At 49.1% G+C, this 22,057-nt stretch carries 23 protein-coding genes and 1 CRISPR repeat array; of the genes, 16 read left to right on the forward strand and 7 right to left on the reverse strand.

Translation table 11 applies throughout. The annotated features are described in order from the left end of the window. Nucleotides 1-13: 13 nt before the first annotated feature. On the reverse strand, nt 14-1,063 hold the full coding sequence (locus ACO2Q8_RS28700; RefSeq protein WP_423348348.1) for an App1 family protein: 1,050 nt from the start codon (nt 1,061-1,063) through the stop codon (nt 14-16). Nucleotides 1,064-1,238: 175 nt separating this feature from the next. On the opposite strand from ACO2Q8_RS28700, the gene ACO2Q8_RS28705 reads away from it, so the two are divergent. From ACO2Q8_RS28705 to ACO2Q8_RS28720, 4 genes are all read left to right on the forward strand, one after another. After that, nucleotides 1,239-2,123 (forward strand): diacylglycerol/lipid kinase family protein, encoded by an 885-nt coding sequence (locus tag ACO2Q8_RS28705; RefSeq protein ID WP_423348349.1) that lies wholly within the window; start codon nt 1,239-1,241, stop codon nt 2,121-2,123. An 82-nt stretch (nt 2,124-2,205) separates the two neighbouring features. Then, complete coding sequence (locus tag ACO2Q8_RS28710; RefSeq protein WP_423348350.1) at nt 2,206-3,237, forward strand: hypothetical protein; 1,032 nt, start codon at nt 2,206-2,208, stop codon at nt 3,235-3,237. A 105-nt stretch (nt 3,238-3,342) separates the two neighbouring features. After that, nucleotides 3,343-3,705 carry a hypothetical protein gene (locus tag ACO2Q8_RS28715; protein WP_423348351.1) on the forward strand — a complete coding sequence of 121 codons (363 nt, stop codon included), beginning with the start codon at nt 3,343-3,345 and terminating at the stop codon, nt 3,703-3,705. 97 nt (nt 3,706-3,802) lie between these two features. Continuing rightward, on the forward strand, nt 3,803-3,955 hold the full coding sequence (locus tag ACO2Q8_RS28720; RefSeq protein ID WP_423348352.1) for a hypothetical protein: 153 nt from the start codon (nt 3,803-3,805) through the stop codon (nt 3,953-3,955). Here the strand turns inward: ACO2Q8_RS28720 and ACO2Q8_RS28725 are convergent. The 6 genes from ACO2Q8_RS28725 to ACO2Q8_RS28750 all read right to left on the reverse strand — a co-directional run bounded on the left by ACO2Q8_RS28725 (nt 3,949) and on the right by ACO2Q8_RS28750 (nt 9,566). Then, complete coding sequence (locus ACO2Q8_RS28725) at nt 3,949-4,365, reverse strand: hypothetical protein (protein WP_423348353.1); 417 nt, start codon at nt 4,363-4,365, stop codon at nt 3,949-3,951. The genes ACO2Q8_RS28720 and ACO2Q8_RS28725 overlap by 7 nt on opposite strands. Nucleotides 4,366-4,377: 12 nt before the next feature. Further along, nucleotides 4,378-5,049: an SGNH/GDSL hydrolase family protein gene (locus tag ACO2Q8_RS28730; protein WP_423348354.1), complete on the reverse strand. Its 672-nt coding sequence runs from the start codon at nt 5,047-5,049 to the stop codon at nt 4,378-4,380. A gap of 29 nt (nt 5,050-5,078) precedes the next feature. Continuing rightward, nucleotides 5,079-6,188 (reverse strand): D-TA family PLP-dependent enzyme, encoded by a 1,110-nt coding sequence (locus tag ACO2Q8_RS28735; protein WP_423348355.1) that lies wholly within the window; start codon nt 6,186-6,188, stop codon nt 5,079-5,081. A 6-nt stretch (nt 6,189-6,194) separates the two neighbouring features. Further along, nucleotides 6,195-6,659 (reverse strand): RidA family protein, encoded by a 465-nt coding sequence (locus tag ACO2Q8_RS28740; protein WP_423348371.1) that lies wholly within the window; start codon nt 6,657-6,659, stop codon nt 6,195-6,197. A gap of 230 nt (nt 6,660-6,889) precedes the next feature. Continuing rightward, on the reverse strand, nt 6,890-8,209 hold the full coding sequence (locus tag ACO2Q8_RS28745) for a gluconate:H+ symporter (protein WP_423348356.1): 1,320 nt from the start codon (nt 8,207-8,209) through the stop codon (nt 6,890-6,892). 94 nt (nt 8,210-8,303) lie between these two features. Further along, nucleotides 8,304-9,566, reverse strand: coding sequence for an McrC family protein (locus tag ACO2Q8_RS28750; protein ID WP_423348357.1), 1,263 nt, complete (start codon nt 9,564-9,566; stop codon nt 8,304-8,306). A 58-nt stretch (nt 9,567-9,624) separates the two neighbouring features. Between ACO2Q8_RS28750 and ACO2Q8_RS28755 the strand changes: the two genes are divergently transcribed. The 12 genes from ACO2Q8_RS28755 (at nt 9,625) to ACO2Q8_RS28810 (ending at nt 21,637) form a co-directional block, all read left to right on the forward strand. Then, a complete protein-coding gene (locus ACO2Q8_RS28755; RefSeq protein WP_423348358.1) occupies nt 9,625-10,371 on the forward strand; it encodes a hypothetical protein in 747 nt (248 codons plus the stop codon). Next, nucleotides 10,368-12,053, forward strand: a complete 1,686-nt coding sequence (locus ACO2Q8_RS28760; protein WP_423348359.1) for a hypothetical protein — start codon at nt 10,368-10,370, stop codon at nt 12,051-12,053. The genes ACO2Q8_RS28755 and ACO2Q8_RS28760 overlap by 4 nt, the downstream gene beginning before the upstream one ends. A 131-nt stretch (nt 12,054-12,184) precedes the next feature. Continuing rightward, a complete protein-coding gene (locus ACO2Q8_RS28765; protein ID WP_423348360.1) occupies nt 12,185-13,336 on the forward strand; it encodes a hypothetical protein in 1,152 nt (383 codons plus the stop codon). A gap of 8 nt (nt 13,337-13,344) precedes the next feature. Next, nucleotides 13,345-15,054 carry a type III-B CRISPR-associated protein Cas10/Cmr2 gene (gene cas10 / locus ACO2Q8_RS28770; protein WP_423348361.1) on the forward strand — a complete coding sequence of 570 codons (1,710 nt, stop codon included), beginning with the start codon at nt 13,345-13,347 and terminating at the stop codon, nt 15,052-15,054. Beyond that, entirely contained in the window at nt 15,041-16,186 is a 1,146-nt protein-coding gene (locus tag ACO2Q8_RS28775) for a type III-B CRISPR module-associated Cmr3 family protein (RefSeq protein ID WP_423348362.1), read from the forward strand. Before cas10 ends, ACO2Q8_RS28775 begins: the two co-directional genes overlap by 14 nt. After that, nucleotides 16,183-17,022 (forward strand): type III-B CRISPR module RAMP protein Cmr4, encoded by an 840-nt coding sequence (gene cmr4, locus ACO2Q8_RS28780; RefSeq protein ID WP_423348363.1) that lies wholly within the window; start codon nt 16,183-16,185, stop codon nt 17,020-17,022. The genes ACO2Q8_RS28775 and cmr4 overlap by 4 nt, the downstream gene beginning before the upstream one ends. Nucleotides 17,023-17,024: 2 nt before the next feature. Further along, nucleotides 17,025-17,423, forward strand: a complete 399-nt coding sequence (locus ACO2Q8_RS28785) for a type III-B CRISPR module-associated protein Cmr5 (protein WP_423348364.1) — start codon at nt 17,025-17,027, stop codon at nt 17,421-17,423. Then, a complete protein-coding gene (gene cmr6, locus ACO2Q8_RS28790; RefSeq protein WP_423348365.1) occupies nt 17,420-18,697 on the forward strand; it encodes a type III-B CRISPR module RAMP protein Cmr6 in 1,278 nt (425 codons plus the stop codon). The genes ACO2Q8_RS28785 and cmr6 overlap by 4 nt, the downstream gene beginning before the upstream one ends. 24 nt (nt 18,698-18,721) lie before the next feature. Then, nucleotides 18,722-19,711, forward strand: coding sequence for a CRISPR-associated endonuclease Cas1 (cas1, locus tag ACO2Q8_RS28795; protein ID WP_423348366.1), 990 nt, complete (start codon nt 18,722-18,724; stop codon nt 19,709-19,711). A gap of 2 nt (nt 19,712-19,713) precedes the next feature. Beyond that, on the forward strand, nt 19,714-20,016 hold the full coding sequence (gene cas2 / locus ACO2Q8_RS28800; RefSeq protein WP_423348367.1) for a CRISPR-associated endonuclease Cas2: 303 nt from the start codon (nt 19,714-19,716) through the stop codon (nt 20,014-20,016). A 101-nt stretch (nt 20,017-20,117) separates the two neighbouring features. Next, a CRISPR array of direct repeats spans nt 20,118-20,512; the repeat unit is 36 nt; unit sequence GCGGTACGAGTAACTGACTGACGGAGAAGAGATTGA. 78 nt (nt 20,513-20,590) lie between these two features. Next, nucleotides 20,591-20,992, forward strand: coding sequence for a reverse transcriptase domain-containing protein (locus ACO2Q8_RS28805; protein WP_423348368.1), 402 nt, complete (start codon nt 20,591-20,593; stop codon nt 20,990-20,992). A 93-nt stretch (nt 20,993-21,085) separates the two neighbouring features. After that, nucleotides 21,086-21,637 (forward strand): hypothetical protein, encoded by a 552-nt coding sequence (locus tag ACO2Q8_RS28810; RefSeq protein ID WP_423348369.1) that lies wholly within the window; start codon nt 21,086-21,088, stop codon nt 21,635-21,637. The last annotated feature ends 420 nt before the right edge of the window (nt 21,638-22,057 follow it).

Below are 22,057 nucleotides of genomic sequence, written 5' to 3' on the forward strand. Positions count from 1 at the left end.
CGAAAAGCCGGAATCATTGCCCGATACCGGCTTTCTCGATCAATCCTATTTGCCGGGAGTGGCGGATGGCTTCGGCGCTGTGTCTGAAGTAACAGCACGGCACCCCAGCGGCCACAATCTGGTCGACAAACGCCTGCGTCCGGGCTTCGTTTTCGGGATGAACCCGGCGCAGGTACACGCACCGAATTTGCTTCGGGAAGTGCGACACCAGTGACGTATAAATGTTAGGGTCTTCCTGCGTGTCGTCGCCGAGCAGCACAAACTTCATCTCCGGAAACGCGTCCAGCACCCGCACGATGCGGGTAAACTTCGTCATGTGTTTATTCTGGCCGGTTTTCCAGACCTCCCTGAACCGCTTGATCTGACTCAGCAGGTAAACGCCGTCGGGAATGCTGTTCCTCTCGCAAAAGGTCAGAATGTAATCATACAGATTCCATTCACTACTCGATACATAAAAGAACGGATTAGGCGCATTCTCATCAGTCCCGGCCCGGGCCAGTAGTTGATAATGCGTCACCACTCCTTCAAAGGGATCGCGCGTATAGGCATTTTGGGTCAGCAACACGTGAAGTCGTTTGCGCAGGTCGGCCGAATGTGAAATCAGGAACGTATCGTCGATGTCGGAGATAAACCCGTACTGCGTTGCGTGTGCCCGGAAAACCTCGCCTTCCCCACTGGCAATCGGCGTTTCTGGCCCGATGTTGGCCGTGATCAGATCCACCTTGACGGGATGCCAGCCGGGGGACAGGGGTTCGTCGGGGGTCCATTCCAGCCGAAAAAAACCGTCCTGCTCGGTGACATGCCGCACATCCTGCCGGATACCACTGACTTTGACGGTGACACCCGCCACGGGCTGCGTCATGAACAACCGCAGCAGTGCAAACGTGTTCAGCCAGAAATTCTGCCGGTACTTCTTCCGAGGTAACGGGCTCATTTTCAAAACGTGACCAAAAACGATCACCTTGTTCTGGTGTACATACCCCCGGTAAACCTTGACCACGGGCCGGTCGCTGATCCGCAGCCAGGTGAAGATTTTGTTTTTTATACCGCCACTTGCTTCCATTCTTTGTTTATAGGGTAATGATCCGTTTTCTTCACAACTTCGTTATTCGCAATTCGGTGTTCAATATTCGATATTGAAGCGGCATAATATCGAATAACGAATAATGAACACTGAATATCGAACACCGAACACTGAATACCGAAAACTGTAAACCGTCTACAACAGAATCAGGAACATGCCGGAAGCAAAAAAGTTAAAATTTCTGTTCGCGATCAACCCGATTTCCGGCGGACAGGATAAAACCGAATGGGAAACGGGGATTCAAACGTTCTTCGAAACCCAACCACACTCTGCCGACCTGTTCCTGCTCGATGGCAAAAACGACGACAACGAATTGCCCGCCCGCATCGCTTCCGTCAAACCGGATCGGCTGGTGGCCGTGGGGGGTGATGGCACCATCAAGTTTGTGGCCGAACACGCTCTGAACGCCAACCTGCCACTGGCAATTCTGCCGGCTGGTTCGGCCAACGGCATGGCGAAAGAACTGGGCATCCCGACCACGCTGGAAGAAAGCCTCGCAGTGGTGGTGCAGGGCGTTGAAAAACCGATCGACCTGATTTGCATCAACAACACCGAGCACTGCCTGCACCTGAGCGACATTGGTATGAATGCGCAGTTGGTCAAATACTTCGAACAGGGCAAAATGCGCGGCAAACTTGGTTACGCCCGGGGCGTATTGCGGGTGCTGATGCGCCGACGCCTTTTGCAGGTTCGGATCAACACCGGCCGGGAGGAAGTGCTCCGGTCAGCGTTCATGATTGTGCTCGCCAACGCCCGGATGTACGGCACCGGGGCTATCATCAACCCCGATGGCGACGTGGCCGACGGCCAATTTGAAGTGGTGGTCATGCGCCGGTTGCCGTTTTGGGAGATCGTTAAGATGTTCTTCCGCTTCCGGCCGTTCGACCCCAAGAACATCGAGATTTATTCGGCCACCTCCGTCCACATTGTCACCAAACGAAAAGCCTATTTTCAGATCGACGGCGAATACCGGGGGAAAATCCGGGAGATTACCGCCGAAATCTGGCCGGGGAAGCTGCGGGTGGTCCTGCCCGCCTAGCGTATTGTTAAAAAATCCTAACAAACGTTAAATTGCTTTCAGAAGAACACAATGACGCGCTCTTTTGCGAAAAAAAACCTGCATGAGAGCCTGTTTACTGCTGTACTTTTTGATTTCGGCCCCGGCGGCCTTTTCCCAAACGACCCGACTGGAGGACCTATGTCAGGTATTTCATCTACCAGACGGCAAGGATACGACTACGTTTATCATCTTTGGGTCAAAGACCGACTTAAACATCAAAAAACCGCTGTTTCTGTTTCGGCAGGGTTCGCTGCCCATGCCTTTTATTCATTTCGTTGATGGCAAGTATTATCTGACCGCGCCTTTCCACTTCCGCGACTACAGGGATGAATACCATTTCGTGGTCATTCAAAAACCGGGTGTCAGGCTGGTGGCTGATTCAACCTTTCTCAACGCGTATCCTCAAGCGATCCAGCAACCCAATCCACCGGAGGAATTTGTCAGTAAAACCTACCTGGCCAACAATCACCTTGACCGGTACACGGCTCAATGTCGGCAGGTTCTCGATTATTTAGTCAAACAGCCCTGGATCGACTCTCAGAAGGTGGTTTTTTGTGGCGGTTCGGAAGGATTTACCGTGGGCGCGAACCTGCTTGCCAATTACCCAGCGCCGGTGACGCATGCCATTCTATTTTCAGGGCGCACCGGTCGTCGGTTTGAGCATTTGATTTGGCAAACCCGCCAGCAAATCGACCAGGGCCTGCTAACGTCCGAAGAAGGTCAACGCGAAATTGACAAGTGGTATGCGGTTTGGGAAGACATTTGTAACCATCCCACTGCCATTGATAAAAAGATCGGTGACACCTACTACGCCTGGCACTCGTTTTCGCGCAACAACCTGGCGAACTTACTGAAAATCCGGATTCCGCTGTACATCGCCTACGGCACTGCGGACGAAGAAATGGCCCGCGAACTCGATATGCTTCCGCTGGAATTCATCGCCCAGGGCAAGAAGAACCTAACCCTCAAACCGTACCACCAACACGATCACCAATTTTTTGAACTGAAGAAAGACGACAAAGGATCTGTCGTCGATAAAATTTACCGAGGAGACGAAGTGACCAAAGATTGGATGGAGTGGCTGCGTCGCTAACACCAGTTATTAGCCAATTCCCACCAGTTATTAAATCCGGCTGGTCCGAGCGGTTTTCCCGGCCTACTTTTAAGCCATCGTTTAACACAAACCAACACAACAACAATGGCTAATGTCAAAACCGTCATCGATGAATGGGCAGTCAAAGATCTGGAAGATGGGTCATCGCTCAAAGTGGCCGTGCTCGGCTGTACCGAACTGGGCAACGAATCCCGGCCCGGCATCCAGGTAATTTATATGGGGAACATCATCAACTATGAGCCCTTGTTTGTGGAACGACTGGCCTACCAGGCCCACAAAGCGGGCGTCGATGAATACCTGCTTGAAAGCTATTCCTGGATGGTTCATGACGATCAGTACATCAAAAACTCGCTGGTGCTGGGCTTCCCGCTCAAGGCCAAAGTCGAAGTTAAAACCCGCTCGTCGAAACCAGTCGTCAAAGAATACGAATTACCGTTTGACGTATGATTTTTTACCCCCAACCTCTAAAGGGGCATCACCCGGATTGCCAAAGCCCCTTTAGGGGTTGAGGCTTTTAACCTGGCCACTCCGCTCAACTACTCCTTTGAAACCGCTGTATCCACACCGTTCTAAAAAACAAACCCGGTTGACCACCGTCTGGCGGTCGACCGGGCCTTTTCTGGTCACGCGCGTCGTGGCACCCTTGTATTATTTTTCGCCCACGATCAACTCCTGCCTGGTTTCGGCCATTTACTGAACCGCTTCAAACGGTTTTCGCTGAAACGTAACCTGGCTCATGGCGTCTTTTTCGTACATCGCCAGACAATATGGTTCAAATTTTGCATCAAAATGCGGCCGCCTGGGCGACAACTCCGTTGGTACCGGTTTTCCTTCCGGGAAGAAAAATACTTTGGTGGTTCCGTATTTGGTATAAAGCATCAAATCGCCGTATTTCTGCATGTCTTCCCAACGCGTTGTGTCGCTGACCGTCACGGCATAAATCCGGATGATCGGCCCGGTGTTGTTCTCATTCCGAAACAGGGCCACTTCTTTGTATTGTCCCTTTAGGTCGTCGATACCGGGTTCACTGCCTGCATCGTAAATGATGTAATCAATCAGCGCCACCACCAGTCCGATGAGCAGGTATTTTACGCGTTTACTGAACATGCTCTCTATTCGCTACTTCGCAGCCACCATCAACTTATACATTTCGTCGGCCACCAACTGATTCCCCGCGTCGTTGAGATGGACCCGGTCCGTGGTCAGAATTCCTTTTTCGGCGTTTGTCGGGTTGTTTTTCAGGTTATACTCCAGAAACGCTTTCCGCAGATCGCAAAGGGGCAGGTTGTTGCGGGCGGCCAGGTCTCGAATCAGCTTGGAGTACTGTTGCAAATCGCCGTCCTGATCGTTGGAGTAGTCGGTTTTTTCGCCGATCACAGCGGGCGTACACAAAATCACCTTGCTTCCGGCAGCCTGCAGCTTTTTGATTACCGCTTCGTAAAACTTCACAAATTTGTCCGGATCGGTGCCGGTGCCGTAGGTCCGTTTGTGCCAGACATCGTTGACACCCACGTACACAAACGTGATGTTTGGTTGTTTGGCCAGCACGTCCTCGTCCATCCGCAGAAAAAGATCATAGATCTTGTTCCCACCAATACCGGCTCCGATCAGTTCGTAGTCGTTCGCCCGGTTTTGCGTTTTGAGCATATCGCCGATGCGGGTGATGTAACCGCCCGGTTTTACCGCAGCCTGCGTGATCGAATCACCGAAAAAGACTACCCGAATGGGTTTAGAAGGCGTCAGGGCCATTCCTACAATCGCAAAGATCAGAAAAAGAAGTACTGTACGCATGATAAAAGGTTCAGGAATTAGGGTTCTCGTTAGTATGTAATCCGGCGTTTGCGGGCGTCGATGGCCCAGCGCTCCACCACCTCGCCGTTCAGGATGACCTGGGCTTCGTCGTGCAGGGCCACGGTCGGGCAAATGTGGTACGGAACCCCATACAGCACCTCCCCGATCCGAATGTTGTTCCAATCTGCAACCTGTAGGACCATGTGTTCTTCACTTTGTCCGACAACCTCGTACCCGCTCAGGTTCAGAAACCGGATGCGTTTGTTCAGCGGGTTTTCGGCCGCGACGGCTTTGTGGCCCAGATCGGTCGTGATCAGGCCGGGGGCCGGTTTGGAAATCACCCGGGTAATCAGCAGAGCCGCCCATTCAAAGTGTTGTTCGGGTAATCCATCGCTGTAACCCCAGTCCCAGAGCAAACACGTCCCGGGGCTGCACCAGACGTTCGGACGCCGGGCGTGGTTGGTAAACGTCGGCGTACCACCCACAATGATCACCGGCCGGGGCTCTCCTTCCTGTTCCAGCCGGTCCGCGAAATCTTCCAGCGGTTTCAGGGCTTCGTCGGCCTGACGCTGCCGAACCGCCACATCCGGATCGCGCAGGTGGCCGTCGTAGGCGTGAAAACCGCGCAGATCGAATCGTTCGTCGGCTTTCAGTTCCCGGTAAAACGCTTCCAGACCGGCATCGACCGCATGGCCCGTCCGGTTCATACCTAGATTTACGTCGATGTAAACGACCGGTTTATAAGCAGTTTTCTCGAAACCGGCGGCCAGCTCTTCCGCCGACACCCAGTTATCGATCAACGATGCCCACTCGACCCAGTTGTAGGCCTGCACCAGTTCGCCGAACCGCTGGATTTTAGGGCCGGTTAGTTGGTAAGCCAGCAGGACATGCCGCGCCCCGGTATCGGCCAGCATTTCAGCTTCGGCAATGGTGGCACACTTGAATTTGGTAATACCCGCTTCAACCTGCATTTTGGCGACTTCCGCCATTTTGTGGGTCTTGACGTGCGGAATCAGCTTGTCGGCCTCCCCATCGACCATCGCCAGCATCGTCCGGATGTTGTGAACAATGCGTTCGGGGTAAATCACCAGCGCCGGGGAATCAATCGAGGACGCGTTTTGAATCAGGTAGTCATCCATAAACCCCTACTCGGCCAGTTCGAACATCACTTCAATTTCGACCGGGATGTTTTCGGGTAAGGTGCCCATGCCGACGGCCGATCGCACGCCCACCCCGTTTTCTTCCCCCCAAATGGCCATAAACAATTCGCTGCACCCGTTGATGACGTACGGATGACGCTCAAAATCAGACGTGGCATTCACCATGCCGAGCGTTTTAACAACCCGCTTGATCTTGTTCAGCGTCCCGAATTTGGCTTTCAGCGTTGCCAGAATCGTCAGGCCGACCTGCTGCGCGGCCAGTTTGCCCTCATCAATGTTCATATCGGCCCCGATCCGGCCAATGATCCGGCTTCCGTCGTTTTTGACCGGTCCGTGTCCGGATACGTACGCGAATTTATCGACAATCAGGCAGGGTTTGTACACCCCCATCGGTTTCGGTGCGGGGGGCAGGGTCAGGCCCAGTTGGGCAAATTTTTCGTCAGGAGTCATAGCATTGGGTTCGGGAGAATGTTCGGGTTCTACGTCGGATTCGAGATCAAATTTCAGGTTTTTGTCCGGCTCAAACTCGAAGCCCAGGTACATGTGCGAGGTGTATTCCATACGGTTAAAAGTGGATTTTCGGTTTACAGTATACGGTTTTCGGTTGGCTGACGCATTCCGGCAAGTATAGGCAACCCACCGAGTATTGAAAACCGTAAACCGAATACCGCAAACCGGTTTTACACCACCAAATTTAAGGCTAAAACGCCGAACAGACCGACAATCGAGACAATTGTTTCCATCACCGTCCAGGTTTGGAGCGTTTCCTTTATACTCAGGTTAAAATATTCCTTGAACAACCAGAAACCGCCGTCATTCAGGTGCGACATCATCAGGCTACCCGACCCAATGGCCAGCACCATCAATTCAGGTTTGACGTTAGTTTGGTTCTGAATCAGTGGCAGGATGATGCCGACGGTCGTCAAACCGGCCACGGTGGCCGAACCGACACAGACCCGAATCACGGCCGCAATGCCCCAGCCCAGCAGCAGGGGCGACATATCGACGCCCTGCAATTGTTCGCCGATGTATTTGCTGGTGCCGCTGTCGATAAAAATTTGCTTCAGCGCTCCGGCCCCGGCAATCACCAGCAACACCGGCGATGCGGCTTTGATGGCTTCTTCGAGGTCTTTCATGACGGCTTTCATCGTCAGCCCGCGCCGAATCCCCAGAAAATAAACCGCCACCAGCACCGAAAGCAACATGCCGATGTACGGTTCGGCCAGCAGGGTTACGATCGTATGACCGAACGAACCGATGGGTAACACCGACTTCAACGGTCCGGTCAGCGTCAGCAGCAACACCGGCAGCAGGGCGACAAAGAAGCTAATGCCCGCGCCCGGCAGTTCCTCGTCCGGAATCTGGCGAATTTTGAACAGATCGCGGTCGATACGGGGCTGGTATTTCGTCAGCGTTTTTCCGAAAATTGGTCCGGCGATGATGATGGCCGGGATGGAAACAATAATACCGTAAATCAGTGTACGTCCGATGTTGGCCCCGAGTTGCCCGGAAATGGCGGCCGGTGACGGGTGCGGAGGCAAATACCCATGCGCCACCGACAGAGCCGCCAGCATCGGAACCGCCACGGTCATCATCGGCAAGCCCGACGAAGCCGCAATCGTGATGATCAGCGGAAACACGATGATAAAACCGGCGTTATAAAACAGCGGAATGCCGATGATAAACCCGGCCAGCGCCAGGCCCCAGCGTAGGTTTTTGACGCCAAAGATTTTGATCAGCACGTTGGTGATGCGCATGGCGGCCCCGCTTTCGGCCACCAGACGGCCCAGCATGGCCCCAAAGCCGACAATCAGCACCAGTTCGCCCAGTGTTCCGCCGATGCCGATCTGAATGGACTTCCCGACCGCCGTAACTTCCATGCCCGACGCCAGCCCAATAGCCAGCGACACCAGCACGAACGAAATAAACGTATCGATTTTAACAAACGCAATCAGGAAAATCAGGGCCAGAATGCCCAGAAAGGTGAGTACAAGTGGCATCGAAGAATGTCGACGGTTTAGGTGTTCGGGCTGTAAGATAGCAATGAATAATGAACAATGAATAATGAACGAGCCGCTTTAACGTGTTCATTGTTCATTCTTCATTCTTCATTACTCCCAAAACCGCCTGCTCCAAGGGTACGTTTAACTCGAACGGCACGACGCGCAGGTGGAGGGTTTCGTCGTAGCCGAAGAGGTCCAGCGGTTTTTGGAATTGTTCCGTAGCGGGGTAAATCAGCACCAGGTTGGTCGCTTCGTATTTTTTGCCATACGCATACAACTGATACAGATCGGCCTGGTCGATTCCGTAGTTCCCGGCGGTATGGGCGGCATCGATTTGTTTCCATTTGGTATCCAAAACCGTCGTAATGCCGTTTCGGCGCAGGACAATGTCGGGGCGCAGCCGAAATTTCTGCAAACCACCGTGGTCATTGATCAGGTGCTCGGTCGACTCCTGAAGCACGACTTCGCCCTCAGTTACATACCGGCGAAAACCGGCGGCTACGTAATCTTCAAACACCCGTTCCATCGGAAACAGCAGGGTCAGCGTCAGGTACCGACCTGGCGAAAGACTAAAAACCCGGCCCGTCAGCAAGGCTTCGGCCCAGCGGAGCGCCGGTTGGTAATGTGCAAAAAGCCGGTTGTCGGTAGCCACCGCCCGAAAGTCTTCCGCGATTCGGTTGGATGGGGGAACGTCGTCCAACGCAAATAGCAACTGGCGGATACGGCTTTGATTCGGTACCATTCGGGCCCGTTCCTGCACATAGGTCAGAGCGGTTTTCAGCAGGCGATTGGCGGGCAAATCGGTCGTTTGTTCGTCAAACGTCGTCACGACCCGCTCGGCATGATAGGTGTTCCGCCGGAGGTGTTCGGTATATTCCAGCTTTCCTTTCCAAAACCGCTGATTTTCGGTCTGTGGCACGTACGCCTTTTGCAACCCGCGGGTGACGACCGGCACGACCTCGTCCAGAAACAGCGTGATAAAGACTTCCCATAACGGCAGCCGACTTGTCGCCAGCCGGGCCGATTGAATCTCTCGAAACGGACTGTTTTGCAAATGGCGCAGCATTCGGAGCAAGATTTCCCGGCCCTCTCCGGCCGTAGCGGCTTTCGGCAGAATTTCAAGTTGGGTGCCGTCGCGGGTTTCGAGCAAACCGACGTAATTTTTCACCCGAATGCACTCCCGTCCTTTTTGCAGAAAAAAAAACAGCACCGCATCGACCTCGCTTTCGGTCAGAAACTCCCGGAGCGCATCGAAAGCCCGGTCCGGCAAATAAATCTCCGTCAGCGCGTTGACCGCACCGGGAAAATCGCGGGCGCGCCGGATCAGGCCGTATTCGGTGATGGAGAAAAGCATGGAACGATTGATCGATGACAAAATACGCGAGAAATGAAAATAATTGTTACTTGTCATCATGAAACCATATCTTTTCTTACTCGGCGGACACGACCTCGAAATGGTCGAGATTCGGGCACTACTCGAAAAACACCAGCTTGCCTATGTAGACCGTCAGTTGGCCTGGGGAGCTACTTGGTCCGATTATCAGGATATCATCAATGAATTTGACTGGGAAAGTCGACACTTAGTCGGTATTGAGTTGAGCGGGCCAAAGCCGGAACAGGCAATTTTGATCGATCACCACAATGAACTGAGTGCGCAACCGGCCTCTATTGAACAAATTACCAACCTGTTAGGAATTTCATTATCACGTCATCAACAATTAGTTGCTGAAAACGACAAAGGCTACATCCCGGCAATGCGTAAATGGGGTGCAACGGAAGAAGAGGTTCAACGCATCAGGCGACTGGATCGAAAAGCCCAGGGTATCACGGAAAAAATGGAGCGGATCGCCGAAGCCGATTGCCGAATAAAAAATTATTGTTCTAATGTAACCATTATCAAAACCAAATTAACTAAATTCTCCCCGATTGTTGATCGGTTACAAGTGTCTCGCTTATTGATCTACAATGATTCGGAACTGACGTATTATGGGGACCGTTCGGCGGAGTTAGCCCAGGTGTTCGCTCTGGAGGTAGCGGAGGGGAAAGCATATTATGGTGGTGGCGCGAACGGTTTTTTCGGGGTGGCCAGGGGATGGTTTTCGGAGGAGGAGATCGGGCAGTTTGTGGAACGTATCTGTACTTACTTTTATACTTTATGACAGCCCAGGGAAATAGAAGCTCTCAGAAAGAAAACGCTGTTAGCCACCACATTTTTTTATTTCCATTCAAATGGGACTGTCGAACGAATATTGCGGCTCCTAATCTATCCTCATTTGATGATTGCACGAATTTAGAAGAATTTGAAAGACTGCTCTTAACTAATAATCAATGGCGCCGGAAATTCTATTCCCTTGGTGCAGATATATCAAAAATAGGTTCGAACTATAGCGAATATGTATACTTCTACGATTTTGTACGAAGGACAATTTATGATATTGAAAATTCCGAAGACGAGCCAATCCGATATTTTGAGTATACAATTGGAGAAGACGCCAATTATACAATCATGGCTAACCGTTGGAATAAGGAAACTGAACTAACAGAGGAAGATACTTATAAACTTGACCTATCCGCGATTTGCGCCCATGCCTTTGACACAGGTGTCGGTGTATTGTCGTTTCATCTGACAAACTATAAATACAAAGAACCAGAAAAAATATTACGAATTAATGAATATGGCCGTAGGATATACCCACAGTTTCTAGCTAATAATGACCTTCTAACTGCCACAAAAAGCACTTTTTTAGCCAATTCTATCTGTGTAGATGTTAATGATGGTTCGCCAATTATAGTTTCTGATTTTAATGTATATACTGATCCTGCGAAAATTTGGCCTCAAGTTTTTCATCTCCCTGAACACATAAAATTCTTATTTCCAGACTGCTTTACCGAAACAAATTATCAAAATTATAGGCCATTTTCTGAATGTGTTCACATAAGGCCTGTCATGGATGACCGAATGTTCACCATCTGTTGGTACGGAAATAATGAACTTGCCAATGAGCTTAAGCTTTACAATGAAAACAAACAGGAATACACCTATGAGCGCCATACTTTTTGGTATGCTTTTCTTTTCGGCGACAAAGATTCAAATTATCCTACTTGCCAAAATAGAGAAATGTTATATGAAAGTATCCGTAAACATACATATGGACGCTGGGCCGAGTATAGCACTTTTTTCGGTGTAACAAGAGACACTCTGATGGTTCTAAGCAATGATATATCTACTCTTAAAAGAGAGTATGCTCCCCCTATTAATGAGCATGTACAATCTATGTACTATCAGATGGTCAACCTCTGTCTAGTACAACGAGCTTCCGTTTTAAGGTTTATGGATGAAATAAATAGAATATCGCGTTTAGAGGGATCAGACAATCTGTTTTTTGACCGGATTAACAATCTATATAAAAACTATATAGAATTTAATAATCGTATTTATTTTCGTGAAATAACATCCCAAATCCAAGGAATTGAAATTTATGATATACTTCAAAATGAGATGCGCATTGAGAAAGAAGTTATCGCTTTAAAGGAACAAATGAGTGAATTAAATCAATATGTTGAACTTCTACGGCAAAAAGAAGATGCTATTAAACAGAAAAAAATCGCTGAGGAACAAACCATTCAGGCTCAACAAGCAACAAAACTCTCAAAAATAGCAACAAAATTCTTGCCAGCTACACTCGTAGCCAGTGCTTTATCACTACTGGCTGGGCAAGAGTATAACTTTGGCTATGATTGGAATATATCAGAGATTATTGTTCTTGGACTCATGTTAATAATTCTATTTCTGAGTTTTTGGTTTTCTGATAAGATACTTGAAAAACTTAATATAAAATAGCCATGCCTAACCCTTTTCAACTTAAATTCCTTTTAAAGCAGCATACGCCTTTGCTGCATTTCCAACATGATCAGGACGGGGCTACGTTGCGGGCTTCCGAAGTAAAGCCGAAGCTAGATCGGTTTCTATTAATGAAAAAACAGTTACGTCCTGAATTAAATTGGAATCAGTGGATAATTAATACTCGTCCTGATGACCCTATAGAAGGAGATGACTTTTTAGACTACAAGATTTCAATTCAAGTCTCAGCGGGAGCTAAAGAAGATAAAAGTTTTACCCGAAAAGTATCTCAAAATAATAAACAATTGTATGAAACAGAAAAATACCCCCTTCTTATTTCAAATATGGGAGGAAAAGAAAACAAAGAAGACTTAAAAAACTTAGTATTTCACCAATGCAATAAGGATGGATTTTCACATTTGCTAATCATAACCTGCTTTGATGATGAATTGAGAAATTTTATAGGAGAAAATATTGCTTCATTTTTATCTCAAAATAACTTTGGCAACCGTCAAACTAAGGGATTTGGCTCATTTTACTTAACTAAACCTCCTAGTGATTCTATTGAATATCGTTTTTGGCGAACTTTCCCTGAAAAGGAGCAATACTATTTTAGAATAGATGTTTCTCAATTATCTTACTCTGAATCTTGTTATCAGACTTTTGAATACATTGATTGTCTATATCGAGCACTTAAGTCAGGTATTAATCATTGTGGAAAGGATGGAAAATCCGTTTTTTATTTTAAATCTTTACTCTATCAATTTGCAATAAACAAAGGATGGACATGGGACAAAAAGGCTATAAAATCAGCTTTTTTTAACAATGAACCATTTGGCAATTCGTCTTATCTTGTACGCGATATTTTAGGTTTATCTACACAAAGTGATTGGAAAAGTCAAAGATTTTCACTTAGCAAAACAAATTCATTACCTGAAAACAACAGATTAATGAGAATCACTTCGCCAATCCAATTCAAACCAATACGGAAAGGTGCATTTTTTTTTATCTATATTCAGTCTAAACCTATATCAAATGAAATATGGAATCAAGCATTTGAAATTAAAACAAACAAAAGAGAGTATGAATCTTTAACTCTTTTTACACCTCCAATTACTCAAAAGTTCACTATAAGAGAATATCTAAGATTTGCACTTATGGATTTTTGGGAAATGAATAATGTAGAATCATATGCTGAGTATCCGGATAAAAACCATAGGGATGTAATAAAGTATAAAACCATTCTTTCTCACATAATTGAAGAAATTCGAAAAAATTATTAACACATTTGATGACTTCTCCCAACACCACCTACCTGGCTCTTACCATCGGCCCGATTGAAAAAGCATCCGAAAAGGCGCGTTCGACCCGGGGATTATGGGCCGCAAGTTTTCTCTTCTCAGCCTTCATGCGTTCGGTTTGTCGTCAGCTTACATACAAAGGGTTTTCTTTTGTAATACCCTATTTAGACCCAGACGGTAAAATTTTTGACCCGCATGGAGGAGCAGGTCTTTTTCCGGATCGACTTATTGTAAAGGCAAAGGCCGGCGATGAGTCCGTTTTATTGGAAGTTGTCAATACCGCTATTTCCGAATTGATTGATAAACAAACTACCTGGAAGATTAATGAACGTTTACCCCTTGAACAGAAACGAAGAGCGATAGGGCATGAAATTACCCCACTACCGGATACCGAAACGCTCCGCCAGCACTTTCGGCGCTTTTTGAAACTGCGAGCGGTAAGCTTCTCCGTCCCGGTTAGTAAAAACCCCGTTGAAGTCTGTTATCCAATACTGACAGCTTTAGAATTTATGCCGACTCTGGCTGGAGTCGAATCGGCTGATTGGCTGGATATGCTTTTCCAAGCCATCCACGAAACCCCCGTTGCGAAACAAGATCTCGGCACAGGCGGACGGTTTCCTTCTCTGATTGAAATCGCTACCTGTGAGTTGGAAAGCGAAAAATGGTTGGATTATCAGGCGATTTGTCAATCCGCTTTGAACGAAAGCCGTAAGAAAACGGATGAATGGCTGAAAAAGGGAAAAGATGAGGAAGAACCGACTGAAGAGGATAATCTTCTGGAGCTTCTTCGGAAAAAAGCCCGGGAAACCAGAAACCGACTTCGCCGGTACCACAGTTACATTGCCATTGTTAAAGCCGATGGCGACAACATGGGTAAAACACTGGCAGCAGTGGGATTGCATACGCCTGCTTTATTAAATTCCCTTCAGCAAGCTCTTTTTGAATTCAATCAAAAAGCTATTCCTATTATAAGCCAGCAAGGAGGACGAGCTATCTTTTTGGGTGGTGACGACTTGCTGTTTTTTGCTCCGGTGTTATACAAAAGTCAAAGCGTATTTGACTTAGTGAATCGATTGCATGAGCAATTTACGGCAGATATTAAACCAATTTATGAGCAGTTTAAAGCCAAAGTAGTCACCGTTTCCGACATTCCCGATTGTCCGACTCTTTCTTTTGGTATATCCATCAGCTATCATAAATATCCACTTTTTGAAGCGCTGGAAACCGCAAAACAACTATTAGAAGATACTAAAACGGGACAAAAAAACGCCGTGGCCTTCCGACTCCTTAAACACAGCGGTTCATATTTTGGTGAACAATTCAGTCAGGCTGATGGCAGTTTTAAACGAATGTGTAGTTTACTGGATGCGATTGCAAAACCCGTAAAACAGGAAGAAGAGGAGGAAAAAGCACGGTTTCTGAGTTCGGTACAATTCCGCATCCGTGAACTTAGCCCACTATTGCAAGCAATTGCCAACAAGGAAGGTCAACTAAAAGCCTTTTTCGACAATCAATTCAATGAAGCTATTCATCATCAGATGCGTGAGTTTATCGATCTGGTATGGCAAACGATTCACGAAACGTATAAACTTCAGGCTAATTCAGCAAATGCCTGGGAAAGTACGTTGCACACGGTGTACAGTTCGCTGAGAATGGCCCAATTTCTAACCCAGCCCGATAGTTCTGATGAAAATGACTGATGCTTCTCATACTTACTTTGCCAGACTCATTCCACAGGGTAAATTCTTTTTTGGGAATGAACGTACTTTCGGACAGGGAAGTAACGTCAACTACCTGATCCGTTCCAATCCATTTCCACAGCAGACCACACTGCTCGGTATGCTGCGGTATGAGTTGCTGAGACAAGGTAACAAGTTACTTCCTATTACCGCTGAAAACAGTAAACAGGTAGCGGAAACGATTGGCACGGAAGGATTCCATCATGAGCGTATGGGTACGGCGGACTTCGGATATATCACCGAGTTGTCTCCGGTATTTTTCATTGAAAATAGTAAAGCTTTCAGAGCTGCCCCCCTTGATTTGGCAAGTAAAGACAAACCGAATGAAGCCGTGCAAATTTCTTATTCGTCGGGAGCAGGTCAGGCATTTCTTTTTAGTGAGCAGAGCAACGATGGGTTTGTATTAAAAATTCTCCCCCCCCCCCAACTGGCAAATTTCGATTATAAAAGCAAGGCAACACCGCTTTTGGTACCACTAAACGGGGCAGGATCTTGCCGGTTTCAATCTGAATTTCTTATCTCTGACGCCCGGACGGGTAATCAAAAAACGCTCCGGGGGGAAATCCCAAAATTACCAGGAGGGAATACCACGAAAAACCGTGCTTTATTTCGTCAGTATTTTTACCAATTTGTTCAGCCCAACCAAGGCTTTGGCTTCTGGTTTCGTACCCATCAGAAAATTAATCTTGCTCCTGCTATCGTTACGCTGGGTGCCGAACGGTCAGCTTTCCGGCTTGAAATCAAAACCGCCGACTGGACAGACTACAGCCAATACCGGCAACTCGACCTTTCCGAATCCATACAGAAAATCGTACTGCTTTCGGATACGTTTGTTTCCGAAAAAATTTATGATCATTGTACGTACGCGTTTGCGGAAACAGGCGACTTTCGGCACATGAGCCAGGCTATTCATACTGACTCCCATCGATACAAAACGGCTTTTCAACGCAAAAGTCATCGGCTATCGGTTCTGGTTCGTGGTTCGGTTTTATATCCTAAATCAGAAAAAGAGAACCTGATTCAACTCAAAGAATTACTTGACCAACCTGCCCTGCAACAAATTGGCATGAATCATTATCGCATCGAACCATGACCCCAACCCTTTTTTTACTAACGGCCCATACCAATCTCCACGTTGGTAGTGGCGATGCCAATTTTGGCATTATCGACAACCTTGTCCAGAGGGATGTATTGACAAAATACCCCACCATTCACGAATCCGGATTGAAAGGAGCGTTAAAGGAGTATTTTTCACACCTCATCAAGGTTCGTGATCAACTCATTAAAATAGAAGACGTTCACAAAAAAGATGAAATAAAGAAAACCTTTGGCAACAGCGACGACGCCGGCAATTATCGCTTCTACGGTGCCCACCTGCTCACGTTTCCGGTCCGGACCAATCAAGAACTCTTCCTACATGCCAGCACTCCCCGTTTGCTGGCCGATTTTCTGTCCTTCGCAAAGCTCTTTGAAATCAAGTTAGTCGATGAACAAGCCATTCAGAATCTGATTAGGGAAGAACCGGCCGTAGGGAAGCCCTTTGTTTTCACCCCGAAGCTGGCAGGACGTAAGGTTGAACACCGGGACATTCTGACGCAATTAGCGCCAAATACGCACACACTGCCTCAGTGGTTGACCGGCAACGAGGGGTTCGTTTTATTCCATGATACCGACTTCAGTCAGCGGATATGTGGCCTGAATCAATTGCCCGTTGTGGCCCGCAATGCCTTGCAGGATGGTCGCAGTGTCAACCTCTGGTACGAAGAGATGGTGCCCCGTCAAACCCGGTTTTATGCCCTGATTCAGCCACAGGACAAAACTATCTATGATGATTGGTTTTTTGATAACCTGAAAATAGTCCAGGTAGGGGCCAATGCCAGCATTGGACAAGGCCTGCTGGCATTTTCCAAACTCCAAACCCGCCCCTGACCATGCGAACATCCCTTACGCCCGCGCGAATCAATCAGGCTATTGAAGCCATTACTCAAGCCCGTATTCCCAACGCCGACGGAACGGTTACGGATGAGTTTACGGGTTATATAGCCTCTTTTGCGGCTGCCTGCATTCAATCGGGCCTGTTACCCGCCGTTGCGTTTTTTGAGAATAGCGATAGCCAGGCGCAGCAGGATCGGTCCAAACTCGTAGACGCACTGAAGCGGATGCTCCCGCAGCCACCTCCCCAGACACTCTTTGCTTATTTGCGCGACCTTGGGAGCACTGATTTGCGGGAGATTGAGATCGACTTGCGAGAAGCCATAGTGGCTCTCAAGTTGGCTTTGCGAACGTTTCCAAAACCTGTTTCTCAACCACAAACGTCTCCGCAAGCATGAAAAATTTAGGCTGGTATTTTTATCGAAACTATTACGATTTTCAGGAACTGGACCGGCGGCAAGAAGACGAATTCAGGCAGCAACGCCTGAAAAATCCCCGGATAGACCGAACGAAAACCGATGGTGATGCCCAGACAACATTTTATCAACAGCAAAATAACGAACTGACCCGTGTTGTTTTTTCGGCCGAAGCTGCCAGCTTACTCCGGCAACCCCATGCTGAACAGCGGTTTCAGCTTATGACAGTTTACCCCGGTTTGGTAACCGGAAGTGGAGTGGCCCATCAAACGAAAGCCCTGGGCGAGTTTAAACTTGGATTTAGTTTTGACCATACGACAGGTCAACCCCTACTCCCTGGCTCTACGATCAAAGGAGCCTTGCGCGCTGCCTTCCCTAACCGACTTCGTCAACTGGCTTTCTCTGAAAAAACACTCCGCATCAAAGAACTGAATCTGAAAAAAGCGGCCAGTCTGGAAAAATACCTCATTGAGCGTATAAAAGATATAACCCAGGGGCATATGCTCAACCCGGCGGAATTATTTCGATTGGAATGGGCGATTTTTGAAGGAATTCTGTTACCCGAAGAAATAAGCGTCCCAACCAGTAAAGCCGGGTTCGACCAGCTTCCTCATAAAGAAATAAGTACTTATGAGTCGGATGGATTTCATGATGCCTTTGTGGTGGAGGTCAAAAGTAAGGATAAAAAATTGCTGGGTAGCGACTTCATCACTCCCCACAAACACACCGATCGACGATTACGTCATCTTGATCCTTTCCGCGATCCGACTCCCATTCAGTTTTTGAAAGTATTACCCAAGGTTGTCTTTGAATTTCAGTTCGAACTGCGGAATTCGGTTATCCTTTCTCCCGAAGAAAAAAGGCGGCTTTTTCGGCTCATCTTACTCGACTTCGGAATCGGAGCCAAAACCAATGTCGGCTACGGCCAGCTCGCAACCTTACCCAACGATTCAGAACCTGCTTATCCGACCCCAGTAACACAACTGAAAGAAACGCAACCCAAAAGAACCATTGAACCCTACAAAGGGAAAATTAAACTGGGGGCCGAACTTGATGCCGAATACCTGGAGCCGGTCCCGAACACCAAAACCCGCCACCGGTGCAAAGTCTGGTTAGCCACTGGCGGGTCGGAGGTGAAGGAGGTTTCGGTGGAGTGTATCTATGCTAGCCCATTAAAGCCCGGGCAAACCGTTCGAATTCAGGTAAGGGAGGGCAAAGACAACATTAATCTGGCGGCTATCGTAAAAATTTATTGATCTCCATCCCTCCGCTCCGTGCTGATGCAACTCCTGCTCGACACCCGTGGCCTCGTCGTCCGGCTTCGGAACCGGTGTTTTCACATCCGGCACAACGAAACCGAGCGGATGATCGCGCCCCACCGCATCAGCAGCATCGCCGTTACCCAGCCCTGCCTGATCTCATCGGGGGCCATCCGGCTGGCCGCTCAGCACAACATCCCGGTTTATTTCTTCAGCGAAACCGGCGATCCCAAAGCCGCGCTGCATAGTCCCCGGTTTGGCAACCTGGCAACCCTCCGCCGACAACAAGTCTACTTTGCCGACAGCCCGGCGGCTACGGCCTGGGTACTGGAACTGTTTGCCCTGAAAGCCCACCAGCAGGCCGAACTGCTCCGCTGGCTCGGCAACCACCGGAAAACCGCTGCGGTACCGGTCGCCGACGCCCTGGCGCAACTCGCCCCCGCCGATCTCTTGCCTGAAACCGAACAAGCCCTGCCCCTTGCGGCCGTCCGACCCACCCTCCTGGGCAAGGAAGGCAATCGCGCCCGTGCCTATTGGCAGGCCATTGCCGCTGCGCTGCCCGAAGCCCTCAACTTCGACACCCGCACCCGCCGACCCGCCACCGACCCCTTCAATGCGGCCCTGAATTACCTGTATGGCATGTTGTACACAACCGTCGAACAGGCGCTGTGGGCCGCCGGGCTCGACCCCTACCTTGGGCTGTTCCACGTCGATCAGTACAACGCCCCGACGCTGGCCTTCGACCTCATCGAACCGTTCCGGCCCTGGGCCGACCGGTTTTTGATCGAACGTTGCCTGAATCAGGAATGGCAAGCTGATTTTGTGGATACCCGGCCGGAAAAGGGGTGTACTCTGAACCGGGAAGGCAAGCGTTTTCTGATTCCAAAATGGAACGACTACCTGATGCTCCGCGAACCCTTTCACACCTACCAAACCTCCCGAAAAGGAAGCATTTACCGCTATGCGACCGAATTGAAACAACACATCGAAATTTTTCCGCTTCCCACGTAATTATGTTATATTTAGCCTGTTATGATTTGGAAAACACGAAGGTGCGGACGAAAGTGGCACAAATGCTGCTGGCGCACGGGTTGGAACGCATCCAGGAATCCGTCTTTGTCGGAACGATGGACGATGGCTTATGGACGCGGTTGATGTTGGAAATCGAGCGGATTTTACAACCGGAAGACCCGGCTACCAACCGGTTTTTGCTGATGCCGCTCGCCAATGCTTACGCCCGCAAAACCGTCTGGCTGGGCAACGATCCTCCCGACTGGCCGTATCATTGTCACGAAGTGAATACCCTCATTCTGTAAACGTATAGACCCCGTATGAATCAATTGCATAAAAACCGGGTTTCGGACCAGCGCAAAACACCCCCTTTCCCGCTGATACACAACAACTTACTCCCACCCTGCGGGTACGAGTAACTGACTGACGGAGAAGAGATTGAGACATCTTTGCTATAGACGGTATAGGTAGAATTCCAGCGCGGTACGAGTAACTGACTGACGGAGAAGAGATTGAGACACCAAATTTGGCTGCTTCAGCCTTGTCGATTTCAGGGTACGAGTAACTGACTGACGGAGAAGAGATTGAGACACTTTTGTTGGCACGATGCCACTGCGAGAAGAAAGGTACGAGTAACTGACTGACGGAGAAGAGATTGAGACTGTCAAACTTTTGATTTTCTTTTCTGCGTCAGCGGTACGAGTAACTGACTGACGGAGAAGAGATTGAGACTTTGCGTTGACTCCCATCTGTTTAGCTATGGCTGCGGTACGAGTAACTGACTGACGGAGAAGAGATTGAAACAGAAAGCGTTTTTATGGAGCAACCCGTTCCTCTGCAAAAGCGAACGGCACCTGTATTCCTTTTCACAAAACCGGCATGAACTACACGCTGAAAAAAGTTCGCTGGCTGGCACGCCAGTTCCATCAACTGACCCATCCCGAAAGTCTCTGTCGGTTGCTGGGGGTGCAGAAGCACCAAGTGCAACTCCTGGCCGTTCAGCCCCACTACAACACCTTCCGGGTACCGAAGAAAAACGGCAAATACCGGCTGGTAGAAGACCCGGAGCCGCATCTGAAACAGGTCCAGAAAGCGCTTAACCGCTACCTGCAGGCCGTTTACTACCTGCGCAGAACCCCCGCAGCGTACGGTTTTCAGATTGCAGTCGAAGATGATCCCGACGAACGCAACATTTTGACCAACGCCCGCAAACACCTCGGCAATCCGTGGATGCTCAATGCCGATTTTCAGGATTTTTTCCACCAGATCGACAGCGAATGAGTCTACCGGCTCTTCCGACAGGAACTATTTGATTTCGACGACGAACTGGCCGAACTCCTGACTCAACTGACCACCTACACGGGTCGGCTGCCGATGGGTGCCCCTACGTCGCCGGTTCTGTCGAACCTGGCCACCATCGGGTTCGATCGGGCGCTGGGCGAACTGGCCCGGCTGCGTGGCTGGGTGTACACCCGGTTTGCCGACGACCTGACCTTTTCGGCCGACGAACCGTTCACGGCGCACGATGTGCAGGAAATCCGGGCACTGGCGGCTGCCCATGCGTTGGTGTTCAACGAAGAAAAGTTTGCCGTCCGCTCGCCCGGCACCCGCAAAACCGTTACCGGCCTCGACCTGACCGAAACGCGGGTGGTGCTCCCCCCGGCGTTTGTCGATGAAACCCTGGCCGAAATCGGCAAATTGAAGTACCTGCTCGAAATTCATTACCGCAGTGGCCGCCCCACCACCGATTGGCTCGACCAGTACCAGCAACAGATCGAAGGGCAACTGGCTTTTGCCGATTTTGTGCTCGACCCCGACGACGCCCAGTTGAGTGTGCTCCGGACGGCTTACCAGAACGCTCTGCTATCGCCCGATACCTGTGAGCCTGTCAGTTGGATCAATACTGCCTATCTGCAACAATTCTAATCCTTCCTGCTTTCGTTTGGAAACGTATAGACCCCGTATGAATCAGTTGCATAAAAACCGGGTTTCGAACCAGCGCGAAATTGCATCTACCACTTTTATTTTCAATGACTTACCCCTACCTTGCGGTTGAAGTACCAGTCTGACGGAGAAGAGATTGAGACATCATATCGATGTGCTTCAAGAATTCGTCCGTGAAGTTGAAGTACCAGTCTGACGGAGAAGAGATTGAGACGTGATGTGTTGATTCCTATGAATCTTTCGGAAATCAGTTGAAGTACCAGTCTGACGGAGAAGAGATTGAGACAGATAAGACGGTTCGAAATCGCAGAAATTGAGGGTGTTGAAGTACCAGTCTGACGGAGAAGAGATTGAGACACTCTGAAGCGCAATCGCGATCAGCGATAGGTTTAGTTGAAGTAC

The sequence above is a fragment of the Larkinella sp. VNQ87 genome (assembly GCF_049445795.1).
GTDB lineage: Bacteria > Bacteroidota > Bacteroidia > Cytophagales > Spirosomataceae > Larkinella.